Origin of the sequence: Cupriavidus necator (assembly GCF_013141915.1) — a bacterium.
In the GTDB taxonomy this organism is placed as follows: Bacteria; Pseudomonadota; Gammaproteobacteria; order Burkholderiales; family Burkholderiaceae; genus Cupriavidus; species Cupriavidus necator_B.
The window spans coordinates 65974-81374 of the sequence record NZ_SROX01000017.1; the positions used below are offsets into that span (position 1 = coordinate 65974).

At 66.4% G+C, this 15401-nt stretch carries 16 protein-coding genes; 4 read left to right on the forward strand and 12 right to left on the reverse strand.

What is annotated here, in order from left to right; genetic code table 11:
* Positions 1-73 precede the first annotated feature (73 nt).
* Positions 74-1537 carry an IMP dehydrogenase gene (gene guaB / locus E5S69_RS25030; RefSeq protein WP_171517152.1) on the reverse strand — a complete coding sequence of 488 codons (1464 nt, stop codon included), beginning with the start codon at positions 1535-1537 and terminating at the stop codon, positions 74-76.
* Positions 1538-1660: 123 nt separating this feature from the next.
* Here guaB and E5S69_RS25035 point away from each other — a divergent pair, with 123 nt between their 5' ends.
* Both E5S69_RS25035 and E5S69_RS25040 read left to right on the forward strand, forming a co-directional pair.
* On the forward strand, positions 1661-2620 hold the full coding sequence (locus E5S69_RS25035; protein WP_171517153.1) for a DMT family transporter: 960 nt from the start codon (positions 1661-1663) through the stop codon (positions 2618-2620).
* Between the two features lie 201 nt (positions 2621-2821).
* A complete protein-coding gene (locus tag E5S69_RS25040; protein ID WP_171517154.1) occupies positions 2822-3346 on the forward strand; it encodes a DUF4124 domain-containing protein in 525 nt (174 codons plus the stop codon).
* Positions 3347-3400: 54 nt separating this feature from the next.
* Here the strand turns inward: E5S69_RS25040 and E5S69_RS25045 are convergent, their stop codons facing one another.
* Both E5S69_RS25045 and E5S69_RS25050 read right to left on the reverse strand, forming a co-directional pair.
* A complete protein-coding gene (locus E5S69_RS25045) occupies positions 3401-3748 on the reverse strand; it encodes an RnfH family protein (RefSeq protein WP_171517155.1) in 348 nt (115 codons plus the stop codon).
* Complete coding sequence (locus E5S69_RS25050; RefSeq protein ID WP_116356588.1) at positions 3735-4172, reverse strand: type II toxin-antitoxin system RatA family toxin; 438 nt, start codon at positions 4170-4172, stop codon at positions 3735-3737. The genes E5S69_RS25045 and E5S69_RS25050 overlap by 14 nt, the downstream gene beginning before the upstream one ends.
* A 178-nt stretch (positions 4173-4350) precedes the next feature.
* Here E5S69_RS25050 and smpB point away from each other — a divergent pair, with 178 nt between their 5' ends.
* Entirely contained in the window at positions 4351-4803 is a 453-nt protein-coding gene (smpB, locus tag E5S69_RS25055; RefSeq protein WP_171517156.1) for an SsrA-binding protein SmpB, read from the forward strand.
* Positions 4804-4827: 24 nt separating this feature from the next.
* On the opposite strand, the gene E5S69_RS25060 is transcribed toward smpB, so the two are convergent.
* From E5S69_RS25060 to ppsA, 3 genes are all read right to left on the reverse strand, one after another.
* Positions 4828-5757: an SPFH domain-containing protein gene (locus E5S69_RS25060; RefSeq protein ID WP_171517157.1), complete on the reverse strand. Its 930-nt coding sequence runs from the start codon at positions 5755-5757 to the stop codon at positions 4828-4830.
* A gap of 120 nt (positions 5758-5877) precedes the next feature.
* Complete coding sequence (locus E5S69_RS25065) at positions 5878-6312, reverse strand: NfeD family protein (RefSeq protein ID WP_171517158.1); 435 nt, start codon at positions 6310-6312, stop codon at positions 5878-5880.
* 152 nt (positions 6313-6464) lie between these two features.
* Positions 6465-8849, reverse strand: a complete 2385-nt coding sequence (gene ppsA, locus E5S69_RS25070) for a phosphoenolpyruvate synthase (RefSeq protein ID WP_171517159.1) — start codon at positions 8847-8849, stop codon at positions 6465-6467.
* Positions 8850-9254: 405 nt separating this feature from the next.
* On the opposite strand from ppsA, the gene ppsR reads away from it, so the two are divergent.
* On the forward strand, positions 9255-10058 hold the full coding sequence (ppsR, locus tag E5S69_RS25075; RefSeq protein ID WP_171517230.1) for a posphoenolpyruvate synthetase regulatory kinase/phosphorylase PpsR: 804 nt from the start codon (positions 9255-9257) through the stop codon (positions 10056-10058).
* A gap of 53 nt (positions 10059-10111) precedes the next feature.
* On the opposite strand, the gene E5S69_RS25080 is transcribed toward ppsR, so the two are convergent.
* The 6 genes from E5S69_RS25080 to lpxD all read right to left on the reverse strand — a co-directional run bounded on the left by E5S69_RS25080 (position 10112) and on the right by lpxD (position 15378).
* On the reverse strand, positions 10112-10894 hold the full coding sequence (locus tag E5S69_RS25080; protein ID WP_171517160.1) for an RNA methyltransferase: 783 nt from the start codon (positions 10892-10894) through the stop codon (positions 10112-10114).
* Positions 10891-11649 (reverse strand): ribonuclease HII, encoded by a 759-nt coding sequence (gene rnhB / locus E5S69_RS25085; RefSeq protein WP_171517161.1) that lies wholly within the window; start codon positions 11647-11649, stop codon positions 10891-10893. The genes E5S69_RS25080 and rnhB overlap by 4 nt, the downstream gene beginning before the upstream one ends.
* The gene (gene lpxB / locus E5S69_RS25090; protein WP_423766665.1) at positions 11649-12791 is read right to left on the reverse strand and encodes a lipid-A-disaccharide synthase; all 1143 of its coding nucleotides are present in this window, start codon (positions 12789-12791) and stop codon (positions 11649-11651) included. Before lpxB ends, rnhB begins: the two co-directional genes overlap by 1 nt.
* Positions 12792-12878: 87 nt before the next feature.
* A complete protein-coding gene (gene lpxA / locus E5S69_RS25095; RefSeq protein ID WP_171517163.1) occupies positions 12879-13682 on the reverse strand; it encodes an acyl-ACP--UDP-N-acetylglucosamine O-acyltransferase in 804 nt (267 codons plus the stop codon).
* 142 nt (positions 13683-13824) lie between these two features.
* A complete protein-coding gene (gene fabZ, locus E5S69_RS25100; RefSeq protein ID WP_010809590.1) occupies positions 13825-14274 on the reverse strand; it encodes a 3-hydroxyacyl-ACP dehydratase FabZ in 450 nt (149 codons plus the stop codon).
* Between the two features lie 12 nt (positions 14275-14286).
* Complete coding sequence (gene lpxD, locus E5S69_RS25105) at positions 14287-15378, reverse strand: UDP-3-O-(3-hydroxymyristoyl)glucosamine N-acyltransferase (protein WP_171517164.1); 1092 nt, start codon at positions 15376-15378, stop codon at positions 14287-14289.
* Positions 15379-15401: the final 23 nt, after the last annotated feature.

The window sequence follows — 15401 nt, forward strand, 5'->3', positions numbered from 1 at the left end:
ACGCGCTGGCGCGCCCTTGCCCCGATGCCGCGGCCACGCACCGCCTGCAGGGACGGTGCGCGGCTTCAGGGCATCAGTCGATATGGTAGTTCGGCGCTTCCTTGGTGATCTGCACGTCGTGCACGTGCGATTCACGCATGCCGGCTGCCGTGATCTGGACGAACTGCGCGCTCTCATGCCAGTCGGCAATCGACTTGCTGCCGCAATAGCCCATCGAGGCCCGCACGCCGCCGGTCAGCTGGTGGATGATCGCCATCACCGAGCCCTTGTACGGCACGCGCCCTTCAATCCCTTCGGGCACGAGCTTGTCGACGTTGGCGGTGTTGTCTTCCTGGAAGTAGCGGTCCGCCGCGCCATCCTTCATCGCCCCGACCGAACCCATGCCGCGATAGCTCTTGAACGAACGGCCCTGGAACAGGAAGGTTTCGCCCGGCGCTTCCTCGGTACCCGAAAACATGCCGCCCATCATCACGGTGTGCGCGCCGGCCGCCAGGGCCTTGGCCACATCGCCGGAATAACGCACGCCGCCGTCGGCGATCAGCGGCACGCCGGTGCCCTTGAGCGCCTCGGCCACGTTGGACACCGCGGTAATCTGCGGCACGCCCACGCCGGCAACGATACGCGTGGTGCAGATCGAGCCCGGGCCGATGCCGACCTTGACGCCATCGGCGCCATGCTCGACCAGCGCGCGCGCGGCCTCGCCGGTGGCGATATTGCCGCCCACCACCTGTACCTGCGGGAAGTTCTGCTTGACCCAGCGCACGCGGTCCAGCACGCCCTGGCTGTGGCCGTGCGCCGTATCCACCACAATCACGTCGACACCGGCCTTGACCAGCAGCTCGACGCGCTCATCGTTGTCCGGGCCCACGCCGACGGCGGCGCCTACGCGCAGCTGGCCGTGGTCGTCCTTGCTGGCCAGCGGGTTGTCCACCGCCTTCTGGATGTCCTTCACGGTGATCAGGCCGCGCAGTTCGAAGGCCTGGTTCACCACCACCACGCGCTCGAGGCGGTGGCGGTTCATCAGCCGCTTGGCTTCTTCCAGCGGCGCGCCCTCGGCCACGGTCACCAGCTTCTCGCGCGGCGTCATCTTGGCGCGCACCGGGGCGTCGAGTTCTTCCTCGAAGCGCAGGTCGCGGTTGGTGATGATGCCGACCACGGCCTTGCCCTCGACCACCGGGAAACCGGAAATGCCGTGTTGCTGCGACAGCGCGATCACATCGCGGATCTTCATCTCCGGCGAAATGGTGATCGGATCACGCAGCACACCCGACTCATAGCGCTTCACGCGCGCGACCTCGCGGGCCTGGTCGGCGGGCTTCAGGTTCTTGTGGACGATGCCGATGCCGCCGGCCTGCGCCATGGAAATCGCCAGGCGAGCCTCGGTCACTGTGTCCATCGCCGCGGAGACCAGCGGGATGTTCAGTTCAATGGAGCGGGTCAGGCTGGTGCGGAGGGAAACATCCCGGGGAAGGACGGCCGAATAGGCCGGGACGAGCAGCACGTCATCGAATGTGAGTGCTTTCTGGACAAGACGCATAGCAATTCCTCTAGGCGCAAAAGCGAATTATACAGGAATGCGCGATTTGCTGATGCCCGGCAACGGCCTTTCCGAGGTGCCGTCTGCTATGCTCGTTGTCTTTTTATCCGGGCACGGCGAAGTATGGGAATCGGCGTATTGTGCGGGCTGCTGGCTGGCGCGTTCTGGGGCATGGTCTTCATCGCCCCCAAGCTGCTGCCCGTGTTTTCGCCGTGGGAACTGGCCATTGGCCGCTACCTGGCCTACGGGCTGGTGGCCTGCGTGGCCGCGCTGCCGCTGGTGCGCCGTATCGCGCGCAAGCTGACCCGGGCCGACTGCGTGGCGCTGCTGCGCCAGGCCTTTACCGGCAACCTGCTCTACTACGTGCTGCTGGCCTTCGGCGTGCAACTGGCCGGGGTCGGCCCGACTTCGCTGATCATCGGCATCCTGCCGATCTCGGTCACCATCATGGGCCGGCGCGACCACGGCGCGGTGCCGCTGTCGCGGCTGCTGTGGCCGTTGCTGGTGGTGGCCGCCGGCATTGCCTGCATCAATATCGACCTGTTCGGCGGCGGCCAGAGCGCCCATGCGGCGGCGGCCGGCGCCGTGGCGCGGCCGGTGTGGCAAAAGCTGGCAGGGGTCTGTTGCGCCGCCGGCGCGCTGGTCTGCTGGACCCTCTATGCGGTCGATAACGCGCGCTACCTGCAGCGCAACCCGCATTACAGCGGCAATGAATGGTCGGCGCTGTACGGGCTGTCGACCGGCGCGGTGTCCGCGGTGCTGGCGGCGGTCGGCTGGATGCTGGTCGGCGAAACCCTGAGCGCCGCCGACAGCGGCCGCGACTGGCAGTGGTTCTGGATGGTCAACGCCGCGGTGGCGCTGGGCGCTTCGCTGATCGGCAACAACCTGTGGAATATCGCCAGCCGCCGCCTGCCGCTGACGCTATCGGGGCAGATGATCGTGTTCGAAACGCTGTTCGCACTGGCCTATGGCTTCGTCTTCGACCAGCGCTGGCCCCGGCCGCTGGAAATCGCCGCCATCGCGTTGCTGATGATCGGCGTGGCCTGGTCGGTGCGCTTGCACGCCACCGACAAGTCTGCGTAGACTAGCGAACCATGGCGCGGGGGTCACACGCGCCGGCGGAAAAATACAACGCATTTATACAACGCATTCCAGGGTCAACCCGGCGCTACGCATTGCCTTGCAGGCGGGCGCCCCGCTATTGCCGCGGCTGTCCTGCCGCGGCAATGGCCATGCAAGCAGCCGGCGGCCCGTGCTTCCAGAGCCACTTTGAGACGTCTCGCCATGCTTCGATCGTCCGCGCCGTGCCTGCTTGCCGCTGCCCTTGCCGCCAACCTGGCGGTGCCTGCGCCGGCCCTTGCCTACTGGCAGTGGCGCGACGCCAACGGGCACATGGTCTACAGCGACGTGCCGCCGTCCGCCGCAGCGGCCAGGATCCTGCACGCGCCCGGGCGCCATGCCGGCGAATTCCAGCCCGCCCAGGCAGCAGCCCAGTCGGCGGACGTCGCCACGCCGGCTCCGTCCAAGGCATCGGCCAAGCCCGCCGTCGCCGCGCCGACACCCGAAGAAGCGTTCCAGAAGCGCCGCGAAGCCACCCTGAAAGCCGCCGCCGAAGACGCCCGCATGGAAACCGAGGCGGCCGAGCGCGCCGCCCGCTGCGCGCAATTGCGCAACTACGCCACCGGACTGCAACAGGGCATGCGCGCCGCGGTCGCCGGCCCGGATGGTTCGCTGCAGCACCTGAACAGCGAGCAACGCCAGGCGGAAATCCTCAAGACCAGCGCCAACCTCGAGAAACACTGCAGCTGAAGCAACAAAAACGGGGCCGCGTTGGCCCCGTGTGCTTTGGCGGCGATGCGCGGCTCAGCTGCTGCCGCGCAACCATTTCTGGCCCTCGCGCGTGCCGCTGGCACGCTGCTTCTGGACCCGCTTGCGGCGAGCCTGCTTCGGATCCGCCGTCAACGGCCGGTAGACCTCGATGCGATCGCCGTCGCGCACCACCGTTTCCGGGGTCTTGAGCTTGCCGAAGATGCCCACCCTCATGGTGGCGGGGTCGACCTCCGGGCAAGCCTGCTGCAGCCCGGAGCCGACGATCGCCGCGGCAATCGTGGTGCCCTCGGGGACGTCGATGTCTTTCAGGAATACGGCATCCGGCCGCGCGTAGCAGACCACGATATGCGCCGAGCCGGCGCTGCGTTCAGCTGGTGCCATACACCACCTCGGCACGCTTGACGAAGGCATCGACAAAGGTATTGGCGATCATGCTGAAGACCGGGCCAATGAGCTTTTCCAGCAGCAGGCTGGAAAACTCATAGTGCAGGTGGAACTCGATCTTGCAGGCGTCTTCGCGCAGCGGCGTAAAGCGCCATGAGCCGTTGAACGTCTTGAACGGCCCGTCGGCAAAGGTCATGTCGATACGCGTGGGACGCTCCTGGGTATTGCGCGTATGGAAGAACTGCTGGATGCCCTTGAAGTGGATATGGATCTTGGCGTCGAGCATGGTCTCGGTCTGCTCGAACACCTCCACCCCGCCGCACCATGGCAGGAACTTGGGATAGTCCTCCACGCGGGTGACCAGGTCGTACATCTGCGCGGCGGAGTAACCGAGCAGGACGGATTTATGGACGTCTGCCATGAATGGGGAAATCTGGCTTGCGGCCATGCCGCGCTCGGTGCGCGGCAGGCATGCGCCTGTGCCGGGGCTGGTTTGCTAGAATCCCGATTTTAGCCGACACGCGCGTTCCGCGGCATCCCGCCATGCGGCGCTGCAGCGAACCGGCCAGAATCCACCCTACCGCACCCTACCCGCACGCATGACCATTGCAGATAACAAGAAGGCCTTCTTCGACTATTTCATCGAGGAACGATACGAGGCCGGGATCGTGCTGGAAGGCTGGGAGGTCAAGGCGATCCGCGCCGGGCGGGTACAGATCAAGGAAGGCTACGTGGTGGTGCGCGACGCCGAGATGTTCCTGATCGGCGCCCATATCAGCCCGCTGCAAAGCGCCTCCACCCACGTCACGCCCGATCCGGTACGCACGCGCAAGCTGCTGCTCAAGGCCGACGAAATCAAGAAGCTGATCGGCAAGGTCGAACAGCGCGGCTACACGCTGGTGCCGCTGAACCTGCATTACACGCGCGGCCGCGTGAAATGCGAAATCGGCCTGGCCAAGGGCAAGAAGCAGTTCGACAAGCGTGAGACCGAAAAGCAGCGCGACTGGCAGCGCGAGAAGGCCCGCATCATGAAGGGCGACACCAAGGGCTAAACCTCCGGCCGCCGCCCTGCCGCATCAAGCAGCCTTCTGCCCCTTCACGATCTGCAGCGCAGAAGCGATCATGCTGCTCATGTCGCCCATATTGCCCGGCACGATCAGCGTATTGCCCTGCTTGGCCAGGTTGCCGAACGCGGCCACGTACTCCTCGGCCACCTTCAGGTTGACCGCATCCATGCCGCCTTCGGTGCGGATCGCGTTGCCGATCTTCTGGATCGCCTGCGCATTGGCCTCGGCCACCGCCAGGATCGCGCTGGCTTCGCCCTGGGCCTTGTTGATGGCCGCCTGGCGCTCGCCCTCAGACTTCTGGATCGCCGCCTCGCGCGCGCCGGTGGCCAGGTTGATCTGCTCCTGGCGCTTGCCCTCGGAAGCCGCGATCAGCGCGCGCTTCTCGCGCTCGGCGGTGATCTGCGCCTGCATCGCATGCAGGATTTCCTTGGGCGGGGTCAAGTCCTTGATCTCATAGCGCAGCACCTTCACGCCCCAGTTGGCGGCGGCCTCGTCCAGCGCATTGACCACGCTGTGGTTGATGAACTCGCGCTCCTCGAAGGTCTTGTCCAGTTCGAGCTTGCCGATCACCGAACGCAGCGTGGTCTGCGACAGCTGCGTGATCGCCACCACGAAATTGCTGGAACCGTACGACGCCTTCATCGGGTCGGTCACCTGGAAGTACAGCACGCCATCCACCTGCAGCTGCGTATTGTCCTTGGTAATGCAGACCTGGCTGGGCACGTCCAGCGGGATTTCCTTGAGCACGTGCTTGTAGGCGACGCGATCGACGAACGGCACCACGATCGACAACCCGGGCGTCAGGGTGGCGTGATAGCGGCCCAGGCGCTCCAGCACCCAGGCATGCTGCTGCGGCACGATCTTGATGCCCTTGGCAATCAGCACGATAACGGCAATAAGGATGATCAGCGGCAACAGACCAAGCTGAAAAGCGAGCATGTAACGATTCTCCAGGCAGAACACATCGGTACGGCGCCGCCGGGCGGCGGCAGGCGGAACACACCGCGGCCGCAGCCGCGAGGCGCAAGAAGACGGGCAAGACCGGGCTGCAGCGGCGCTTCAGCGAGGCAATACCACCAGCGTGCTGCCGCGCACCGCGACGATGCGGTAGCGGCCCGGCGCCAGGGCGCGGTCAGGGGGGCAATCGGGCGCCAGCTCGACGGTCCAGTCCGCGCCGCGGTACGGCACGCGCGCGCGCCGGTTGGCGTCCCACGCGGGCACGTCGAGCTCCTCGCCGATATCGAGGTTGACGTTGGGATCGGCCGCGGCATTGCCGCGCCGCAGCTTGCCGAAGCGGGTGCGGCGCAGCCCGGCGATCAGCACCGTCGCGACCAGCGCCCCGATCAGTGCCTGCGCCGCCGGCGATGCACCGAGCAAGGCCGCCACCCCGGCGGCGGCGAAGCCCACCGCCACCATCAGCAGATAGAACGTGCCGGTGTTCAGTTCGACGATCACCAGCACCACCGCTGCCACGAACCAGATGTAATACGCCATCCAAGCTCCCGTTCGTCCAGGGACTTCCCGAAAAAGTAAAAACCCCGCAGCGCCGTTGAGCGTCTGCGGGGCTTTGCAACACCTGACGCAGGGCCGGTGCTTCCGCCGGCTGCCCGAAGGCGCCGGCAATCGTTATTGTGACGTCAAATGCCTCAGGAAGCCAGCTGTCGCCAGGTCTCGATCACCGAGTCCGGGTTCAGCGAGATCGACTTGATGCCTTCCTTGGCCAGCCACGCGGCAAAGTCCGGATGATCCGAAGGACCCTGGCCGCAGATGCCGACGTACTTGTCCAGGCGGATGCACGCCGCAATCGCGCGCGACAGCATGAAGCACACCGCCGGATCGCGTTCGTCGAAGTCCTTGGCCAGCAGCTCCATGCCGGAATCGCGGTCCAGGCCCAGCGTCAGCTGGGTCAGGTCGTTCGAGCCGATCGAGAAGCCATCGAAGAACTGCAGGAACTCTTCGGCCAGGATCGCGTTGGACGGCACCTCGCACATCATGATGATGCGCAGGCCGTTCTCGCCGCGCTTCAGGCCGTGCTTGGCCAGCAGCCCGATGACCTTCTCGGCCTGGCCCAGCGTGCGCACGAACGGCACCATGATCTCGACGTTGGTCAGGCCCATTTCGTCGCGCACGCGCTTCATGGCCTTGCATTCCATCTCGAACGCTTCGGCAAAGTCTTCGGCGATGTAGCGCGAGGCGCCACGGAAGCCCAGCATCGGGTTCTCTTCGTCCGGCTCATAGCGCGAACCGCCGATCAGCTTCTTGTACTCGTTCGACTTGAAGTCCGACAGGCGCACGATCACGGGCTTCGGGTAGAACGCCGCGCCGATGGTGGCAATCCCCTCGGCCAGCTTGTCGACATAGAACGCGCGCGGGCTGGCATGGCCGCGGGCCACGCTTTCCACGGCCTTTTTCAGGTCAGCGTCGACCTGCGGGTAGTCGAGGATGGCCTTCGGGTGGACGCCGATATTGTTGTTGATGATGAATTCCAGGCGGGCCAGGCCGACACCGTTGTTCGGGATCTGCGCGAAGTCGAACGCCAGTTGCGGGTTGCCGACGTTCATCATCAGCTTGACGTCGATCTGGGGCATCTCGCCGCGCTGGACTTCGGTCACCTCGGTTTCCAGCAGGCCGTCGTAGATACGGCCTTCGTCGCCCTCGGCGCACGATACGGTGACCAGCGTGCCATCCTTCAGGATGTCGGTGGCATCGCCGCAGCCGACCACCGCCGGCACGCCCAGTTCACGCGCGATGATCGCGGCATGGCAGGTACGGCCGCCACGGTTGGTGACGATGGCCGAGGCGCGCTTCATCACCGGCTCCCAGTTCGGGTCGGTCATGTCGGCCACCAGCACGTCGCCGGGCTGCACGCGTTCCATCTCGGACGGGTCGTTGATCACGCGCACCGGGCCGGTGCCGATCTTCTGGCCGATGGCGCGGCCGCTGGTCAGCACCGGGGCGGTGCCCTTGAGCTTGAAGCGCTGCTCGGCCTTGCCGGCGGACTGGCTCTTCACCGTCTCCGGGCGGGCCTGCAGGATGTAGATCTTGCCGTCCTTGCCGTCCTTGCCCCACTCGATGTCCATCGGGCGGCCATAGTGCTTCTCGATGATCATCGCGTAGCGCGCCAGCTCGGTCACGTCTTCGTCGGTGATCGAGTAGCGGTTGCGCAGTTCGCCCGGCACGTCGACGGTCTTCACGCGGCCGGCTTCGCCCGGCTTGGTGAACTCCATCTTGATCAGCTTGGAGCCGATCGAGCGGCGGATGATCGGGTACTTGCCGGCTTGCAGCGTCGGCTTGAAGACGTAGAACTCGTCCGGGTTGACCGCGCCCTGCACCACCGTTTCGCCCAGGCCGTAGCTGGAGGTGATGAAGACCACGTCAGGGAAACCCGATTCGGTGTCGATGGTGAACATCACGCCGGAAGCGGCCAGGTCCGAACGGACCATGCGCTGGATGCCGGCGGACAGCGCCACCACGTCGTGGGCAAAGCCCTTGTGCACGCGGTAGGAGATGGCGCGGTCGTTGTACAGCGAGGCGAACACGTGCTTGATCTTGTCGAGCACGTCGTCGATGCCGCTGACGTTCAGGTAGGACTCCTGCTGGCCGGCGAAGGAGGCATCGGGCAGGTCTTCGGCCGTGGCCGACGAACGCACCGCGAACGAGGCCTCGGCGCCTTCGCGCTCGGCCACGCGGGCATAGAATTCACGGATTTCCTGTTCCAGGCGCGGCTGGAACGGCGCGCTGGCGACCCACTCGCGGATCTCGGCGCCGGCCTCGGCCAGGGCCTTGACGTCGTCGACGTTCAGGGTCTTCAGGCGCTGCGAGATGCGCTCGGTCAGGTTGTTGTGGGCGAGGAAGTCGCGGAAGGCGAGCGCGGTGGTGGCAAAGCCGCCCGGAACCCGGACGCCGGCCTCCGCCAGCTGGGAGATCATCTCGCCCAGCGACGAATTCTTGCCGCCGACGGTTTCCACGTCAGCCATGCGCAACTGCTCGAACGGCAGCACATAGGCGCCGTTATCTGCCTGGTTAGTCATGAGAGCCTCAAAACAAAGTAGAAAACTGGTTGCGCATGCCCGGTATGTTCTTGGTGTTCTGTTCCCGGACGGATCGCTTGGCTAAGCAACCCCGAACTGGCGCTGCGGACCTGGCGCTACGGCTCTCATCGCGTAGCGCGCATTGTCGACAATCCCGGGTGCGCATTGTTGCGGGGGTGGCTACCCTGTGGAATTGCTTAGCGAAAAGATCGCCGCTATTCTACCGTGCTGCGCCGCACTTTTCTGCGGAAGATTGAATCTATTTATTGCGCCATCGCGTGCGCCATCCCCATGTCCCAGCCAGAAGCGCCCGGAACGGCGACACCCGGGTCCCAGCCTGGAACGCAGCCCGCAACCCCTGCCGCACCCGCCACCCAGGCGGCCGAGCGCCCCGCGGTCCGCACCGTGTTCATCGTCTCGGATGGCACCGGCATCACTGCGGAGACGTTCAGCCATTCCATCCTGGCCCAATTCGAAATGCGCTTCCGCAAGGTGCGCATGCCCTTCGTTGACACCCCGGAAAAGGCACATATTGCCGTCGGCAAGATCAACGAGGCATTCCATAGCGAAGGCGTGCCGCCGATCGTCTTCACCACGCTGGTCAACCAGGAAGCGAACAAGGCACTGCGCCGCGCCAAGGCGATGATCCTGGACATGTTCCAGACCTTCATCGAGCCGCTCGAGAAAGAACTTGGGCTGAAGTCCACGCATGCGATCGGCCGCTTCCACCAGAATGCGGACACCGAGGCCTACAAGAACCGGATCGAGGCGATCAACTTCTCGCTGGCACATGATGACGGCCAGTCACACAAGAACCTGGAAGAAGCCGATGTGATCCTGGTGGGCGTGTCGCGCAGCGGCAAGACCCCGACCAGCCTTTACCTGGCCATGCAGTACGGGCTGAAGGCGGCCAACTATCCGCTCATCCCCGACGACTTCGAGCGCGGCCGACTGCCGTCGGCGCTCTATGCGTTCAAGCCCAAGATCTTCGGCCTGTCGATCGATCCGCAGCGCCTGACCGAGATCCGCAACGAACGCCGCCCCGGCAGCAAGTACGCCGCGCTGGAAAACTGCCGCTACGAAGTCAACGAGGCCGAGGCGATGATGCGCCGCGAAGGCATCAAGTGGCTGTCGTCGACGCACAAGTCGATCGAAGAGATCGCGACCACGATCCTGCAGGAGATCAAGGTCGATCGCGACAACTACTGAAGCAATAAAAAAGCGGCCGCACAGGCCGCTTTCTCTTTGGTCGCGCCGGCGCTTCAGCCGGCGCGCCGCTGGCGCACCGCCTCGAACAGGCAGATCGCGGTCGCCGCGGCCACGTTCAGCGATTCCATGCCGCCCGGCTGCGGAATGCCGACCTTGCGCGTGACATGCGCCATCCAGCCCTCGCTGACCCCTGCCCCTTCATTGCCCACCACCCACGCCACCGGTCCGCGCAGGTCGGTGTCGAACACGGCGGCCTCGGCGTGCGACGAGGTTGCCAGCAACGGCACCGCCAGGCGCGGCGCGAGCGCGTCGAGCGTGCAATGCTCGACGATATTCAGGTGGAAGTTCGCCCCCATGCCGGCGCGCAGGGTCTTGATCGACCATGCGAAAGCGCAGCCGGTGGCAAGGAAGGCATCGCGGATGCCCGCCGCGGCCGCGCTGCGCAGGATCGAGCCGACATTGCCGGCGTCCTGCACCCCGTCCAGGATGATGCAGTCCTGCTCGATGCGCGCCGGCAGGTGGCCCGCCGGGGTCTCGATCACCAGCATCAGGTCGATGCCGTTGACCACGCCGCTGATCTGCGTAAACAGCGCATCGGCCAGCACCACCACGCGCTCGGCGTCGACCTGGGCCAGCAGCGGCGCCACTTCGGCATGGTCATAGTGGCGCTCCGACACCAGGCAGGTGACGGGCTGGCCGCGCGCGGCCACGTAGGCCTGCGCCAGGTGCACGCCGTCGAGCAGCGACTGGCCCGCCTTGCGGCGCTGGTGCGTGGAACCGGCAAGCGCCTTCAGGTGCTTGAACAGCGCGTTGTCGCGCGAGGTGACGTGCTTCACGATGCTTCGGATGGCAAGGACGTGCCGCATTGCGCGGCCGGTAGCAAGGCGCCGGTGTTGGCAAGCGGCGTGACCTCGATGACTTCCGCCACGGCGCTCACCGCGGTAAACATCGGCCGCTGCGCCAGCGCCTCGCGCACGGGCGCGAACGAGCGGCGATGGTGCGGGGTCGCGCCGAACTCGGCCAGCGCGGCCATATGCTGCGGCGTGCCGTAGCCCACGTGCGAATCGAAGCCGTACTGCGGATAGGCCGCGTGCAGTTCCAACAGGGCGCGGTCGCGCGCCACCTTGGCCAGGATCGACGCGGCCGAGATCGCCTTGACCAGCGCATCGCCCTTGACGATGGCTTCGACCGGGAATGCCACCTGAGGGCAGCGGTTGCCATCGACCTGGACCAGGTCCGGCACCACGCCGCTGGCCGCCAGCCCCTGCACGGCGCGCTGCATCGCCAGCATGCTGGCGTGCAGGATGTTGATGGTGTCGATTTCCTCGACCGTGGCGAAGGCGATATGCCAGCCCAGCGCGCGCTCGCAGATTTTCTCGTACAGCGCCTCGCGCTTGGCGGCGGTCAGGATCTTGGAATCGGCCAGGCCGCGGATCGGGCGCTTCGGGTCCAGCACCACCGCGGCGGCATAGACCGGCCCGGCCAGCGGGCCACGGCCCGCTTCGTCGACGCCGCACAGGCGCTGGATCGCGGAAGCGGCCGGCGCCAGGTCCAGGCCCAGCTGCGGCGAGGCGGCATTTCGGCGCGCCATCAGACCGTCCCCCGACTGTGCATCAGGTCCACCACCACATCGGCTGCCAGTTGCGCGGTATTGCACTTGAGCGTCTCGTGCATGCGGGTGAAATGCTCGTACAGGAAGGCGGTATTGCCTTCGTCATTGAGCTGCAGCAGGGTCTCACGGGCCAGGGCCTCGGGCGTGGCGTCGTCCTGCAGCAACTCGGGCACGACAAAGCGCCCTGAAAGGATATTAGGCAATCCCACGTAGGGCAGATAACCCTGTCGCTTCATGATCTGCGCGGTCAGCCAGGGCACCTTGTACGAGATCACCATCGGCTTCTTGTATAGCGCCGCTTCCAGCGTGGCGGTACCGCTGGCCAGCAGCACCACGTCGGCCGCTTCCATGGCCTGGTGCGATTTGCCGTCGACGATGGTCAGGCGCAGTTCGGGATACTGCGCGTGCAGGTCTTCGACGATGGCGCGCAGCGGCGCGCTCGCCGCCGGCAGCACGAACGCCAGGTTCGGGTCCATGCGCTGCATGCGAGCCATCGCTGCGAAAAAGGTGGCGCCGAGGTTGCGCACCTCGGACTGGCGGCTGCCCGGCAGCACCGCCACCACGCGGTGCCCGGCGGGCAGTCCCAGCGCGGCGCGCGCACCGGCCACATCGGGCACCATCGGGATCACGTCGGCGAGCGGGTGGCCCACGTAGGTGGCTGGAATGCCGGCCTTGGCGTAGATCTCGGGCTCGAACGGGAACAGGCACAGGATGTGGTCGACCGCGCGCGCGATGGTGCGGATGCGACCGCCACGCCAGGCCCAGATCGACGGGCTGACGAAATGCACCACCGGAATGCCGGCGCGGCGCAGCGGCACTTCCAGGCCGAAATTGAAGTCCGGGGCGTCAACCCCGATAAAGCACAGCGGCGGGTCGGCCAGCAGCCAGTCGCGCACCGCGCGCCGCGTGGCCAGGATCTCGCGCAGCGAGCCCAGCACCTCGACATAGCCGTTGACTGACAGCGTTTCCATCGGCCAGCGCGAGGTAAAGCCCTGCGCCATCATGCGCCTGCCGCCGATGCCGGCGTAGTCGACCACCTCGCCGGTCTCGGCCAGGCGGGCTTGCAGCCCGCCCATCATCAGCGAAGCCAGCAGGTCGCCCGAGGCCTCGCCGGCCACCATGGCGATGGTGCCGCGCTTGCCCGCGGCGCTACGGTTGCCCGCGGGCAAGTCTTTCCGAATCGCGGCGTCTGCCATGTGGGTCCGGTCTCAGCGCACGATGCCGCGCTGGGTGGCGGCAAGGAACTCGACAAAGGCCTGCAGCGGCGCCGCGGTGCCGGCGTCCACCTGGGCCAGCAATGCGGAAATCTCGTTGCGGGCCTCGTCGAAGCTGAGGTCGGACTTGTAAAGCAGCTTGTAGGCCTGGCGCAGCGCGGCGATCTGGCCGGCGTCGAAGCCGCGGCGGCGCAGCCCTTCGACGTTGATGCCGTGCGGCGTGGCCTTGTTGCCGCTCTTGTCGCTGGCCGCGATCACGAACGGCGGCACATCCTGCACCAGCGCCGAGGCGCCGCCCAGCATCGCGTGGGCGCCGATGCGCACAAACTGGTGCACGCCGCTCATGCCACCGAGGATGGCCCAGTCGCCCACCTCGACGTGGCCGGCAATCTGCGCGTTGCTGGAAAACACGGTGTGGTTGCCGACCATGCAGTCATGGGCGATATGGACGTAGGCCATGATCCAGTTGTCGTTGCCGATGCTGGTCAGGCCGCGGTCCTGCACCGTGCCGGTGTGGATCGTGGTGAATTCGCGGATGGTGTTGCGGTCGCCGATCTCGAGCCGGGTCGGCTCGTTGCGGTATTTCATGTCCTGCGGCATGCCGCCGACCGACGCATAGGGACCGATCTGGTTGCCTTCGCCGATCGTGGTATGGCCTTCGACCGTCGTATGCGAGCCGATCCGGGTGCCGCTGCCGACCCGCACGTTCGGACCGACGATGGAGAACGGGCCGACACTCACGTCGGCGGCCAGCTCTGCCTTCGGGTCGACCAGTGCGGTGGGGTGGATTTGCGTCATGCGTACTGTCCTGTGGTGGGTCTGGTGAAGGATGGGCCAATGCGCCGGGCAAAGGTTCCCGTCCGGGCCGTCTGCCCCGAAAGCGCGGCGGCGCAGGGGCACGGCAGCCAGCCCGCGGCAGCGCCGCGGGCCGTGCGCGGCCTCACTCGGCCTGCTTCACGGTGCACATCAACTCCGCCTCGCAGGCCACCTTGTCGTCGACCGTGGCGAACGCCTTGAACTTCCAGATGCCGCGGATATAGCGCTCGACCGTCACGTTCATGTGCAGCTGGTCGCCCGGGTACACCACCTGCTTGAAGCGCGCGCCATCGATGCCGACGAAGTAGTACAGCGCCCCTTCCTTGCGCTCCATGTCGGCGCCAAAGGTCAGCAGGCCGGCCGACTGCGCCAGCGCTTCCAGGATCATCACGCCCGGCATCACCGGCTGCTCGGGGAAATGGCCCTGGAAGTACGGCTCGTTGATGGTGACGTTCTTCAGGGTCTTGATCCGCTTCTGCGCTTCGAACTCCAGCACGCGGTCGACCAGCAGGAACGGGTACCGGTGCGGCAGCAGCTTGAGGATCTTGCGGATATCGATTTCGGCCGCGCTCATGATGATTTCTCTTTAGTCTTGTGAGGGTTGGGACCCGGCGGCCTGGCCGCGCAGGCGGCGTTCCAGCGCCACCACCCGTTCGCGCAGCTTGCTCAGGCCGCGTACGATGGCTGCGTTGCGCTCCCACTCGCCGTGCGGCAGGAACGGGAACACGCTGGTGAAGTGCCCGCCGGGCTTGGTAATGGATTTGGTGATCGAGGTGCCGCCCGACACCGTGGTGCGGTCGGCAATGGTCAGGTGGCCGGCAAAGTTGGCCGCACCGCCGATCACGCAGAAGCGCCCGATGCGCGTGCTGCCCGACACCGCCGCGCAGCCGGCGATCACCGTGTGAGCCCCGACCCGCACGTTGTGCGCGATCTGGACCTGGTTGTCGATCTTGCAGCCGTCCTCGATCACGGTGTCGGCCATCGCGCCGCGGTCGATCGCGGTATTGGCGCCGACCTCGACGTCATTGCCCAGCACCGCGCGCCCGGTTTGCGGGATCTTCACGTATTCCACGCCGGTCGCGCTGATGTCCGGCGCAAAGCCGAAGCCATCGGCGCCGATCACCACGCCGCTATGCAGGATGGCGCGCGCGCCGACCACGCAGTGGTGGTAGACCGATACGTTGGCATACAGCAGTGAATCGTCACCGATCTCGGCGTGCGCGCCGACATAGCCGTTGGCCAGGATGCGCACGCGCTCGCCCAGGCGCGCGCCGGCTTCGATGACCACGTTGGGGCCGATGTAGCACGAGGCCGGCACCACCGCGTCGGGCGCCACGGTGGCGCGCGCATCGATGCCGGTGCGCGCATCGGTATTGGCGGCGCGGTCGAAACGCTGCGCCACGCGGGCAAAGCAGACGTAGGGATTGCGCGCCACCAGCCAGTTGCGGCCGTCGGCCTTGCCTTCGGCGCGCACGCGCTCGAGGTCGGCGGCCGAGACGATCACGGCGGCGGCCTTCGCATCGAGCGCCTGCTGCAGGTAGAGCGGGTTGGACAGGAACGAGAGCTCGTCCGGGCCGGCCTGGTCCAGGGGGGCCAGGCCAGTGATCGCCAGGTCGGGGTCACCCACAACCTGCGCGCCGTTCTCGGTGGCGAGCTGACCCAGTGTGGGTGTCTGCATGGCGGTACTTCCTGATGGAAAAA

Excerpts from the sequence above, each read along its gene's own strand:
- lpxA (WP_171517163.1), bottom strand. The coding sequence starts at position 13,682 with ATGACGCAAATCCACCCCACCGCACTGGTCGACCCGAAGGCAGAGCTG.
- E5S69_RS25045 (WP_171517155.1), bottom strand. The coding sequence starts at position 3,748 with ATGGCACCAGCTGAACGCAGCGCCGGCTCGGCGCATATCGTGGTCTGC.
- E5S69_RS25035 (WP_171517153.1), top strand. The coding sequence starts at position 1,661 with ATGGGAATCGGCGTATTGTGCGGGCTGCTGGCTGGCGCGTTCTGGGGC.
- smpB (WP_171517156.1), top strand. The coding sequence starts at position 4,351 with ATGACCATTGCAGATAACAAGAAGGCCTTCTTCGACTATTTCATCGAG.
- E5S69_RS25050 (WP_116356588.1), bottom strand. The coding sequence starts at position 4,172 with ATGGCAGACGTCCATAAATCCGTCCTGCTCGGTTACTCCGCCGCGCAG.
- fabZ (WP_010809590.1), bottom strand. The coding sequence starts at position 14,274 with ATGAGCGCGGCCGAAATCGATATCCGCAAGATCCTCAAGCTGCTGCCG.
- lpxB (WP_423766665.1), bottom strand. The coding sequence starts at position 12,791 with ATGGTGGCCGGCGAGGCCTCGGGCGACCTGCTGGCTTCGCTGATGATG.
- ppsA (WP_171517159.1), bottom strand. The coding sequence starts at position 8,849 with ATGACTAACCAGGCAGATAACGGCGCCTATGTGCTGCCGTTCGAGCAG.
- E5S69_RS25065 (WP_171517158.1), bottom strand. The coding sequence starts at position 6,312 with ATGGCGTATTACATCTGGTTCGTGGCAGCGGTGGTGCTGGTGATCGTC.
- E5S69_RS25040 (WP_171517154.1), top strand. The coding sequence starts at position 2,822 with ATGCTTCGATCGTCCGCGCCGTGCCTGCTTGCCGCTGCCCTTGCCGCC.
- rnhB (WP_171517161.1), bottom strand. The coding sequence starts at position 11,649 with ATGGCGCGCCGAAATGCCGCCTCGCCGCAGCTGGGCCTGGACCTGGCG.
- guaB (WP_171517152.1), bottom strand. The coding sequence starts at position 1,537 with ATGCGTCTTGTCCAGAAAGCACTCACATTCGATGACGTGCTGCTCGTC.
- E5S69_RS25060 (WP_171517157.1), bottom strand. The coding sequence starts at position 5,757 with ATGCTCGCTTTTCAGCTTGGTCTGTTGCCGCTGATCATCCTTATTGCC.
- lpxD (WP_171517164.1), bottom strand. The coding sequence starts at position 15,378 with ATGCAGACACCCACACTGGGTCAGCTCGCCACCGAGAACGGCGCGCAG.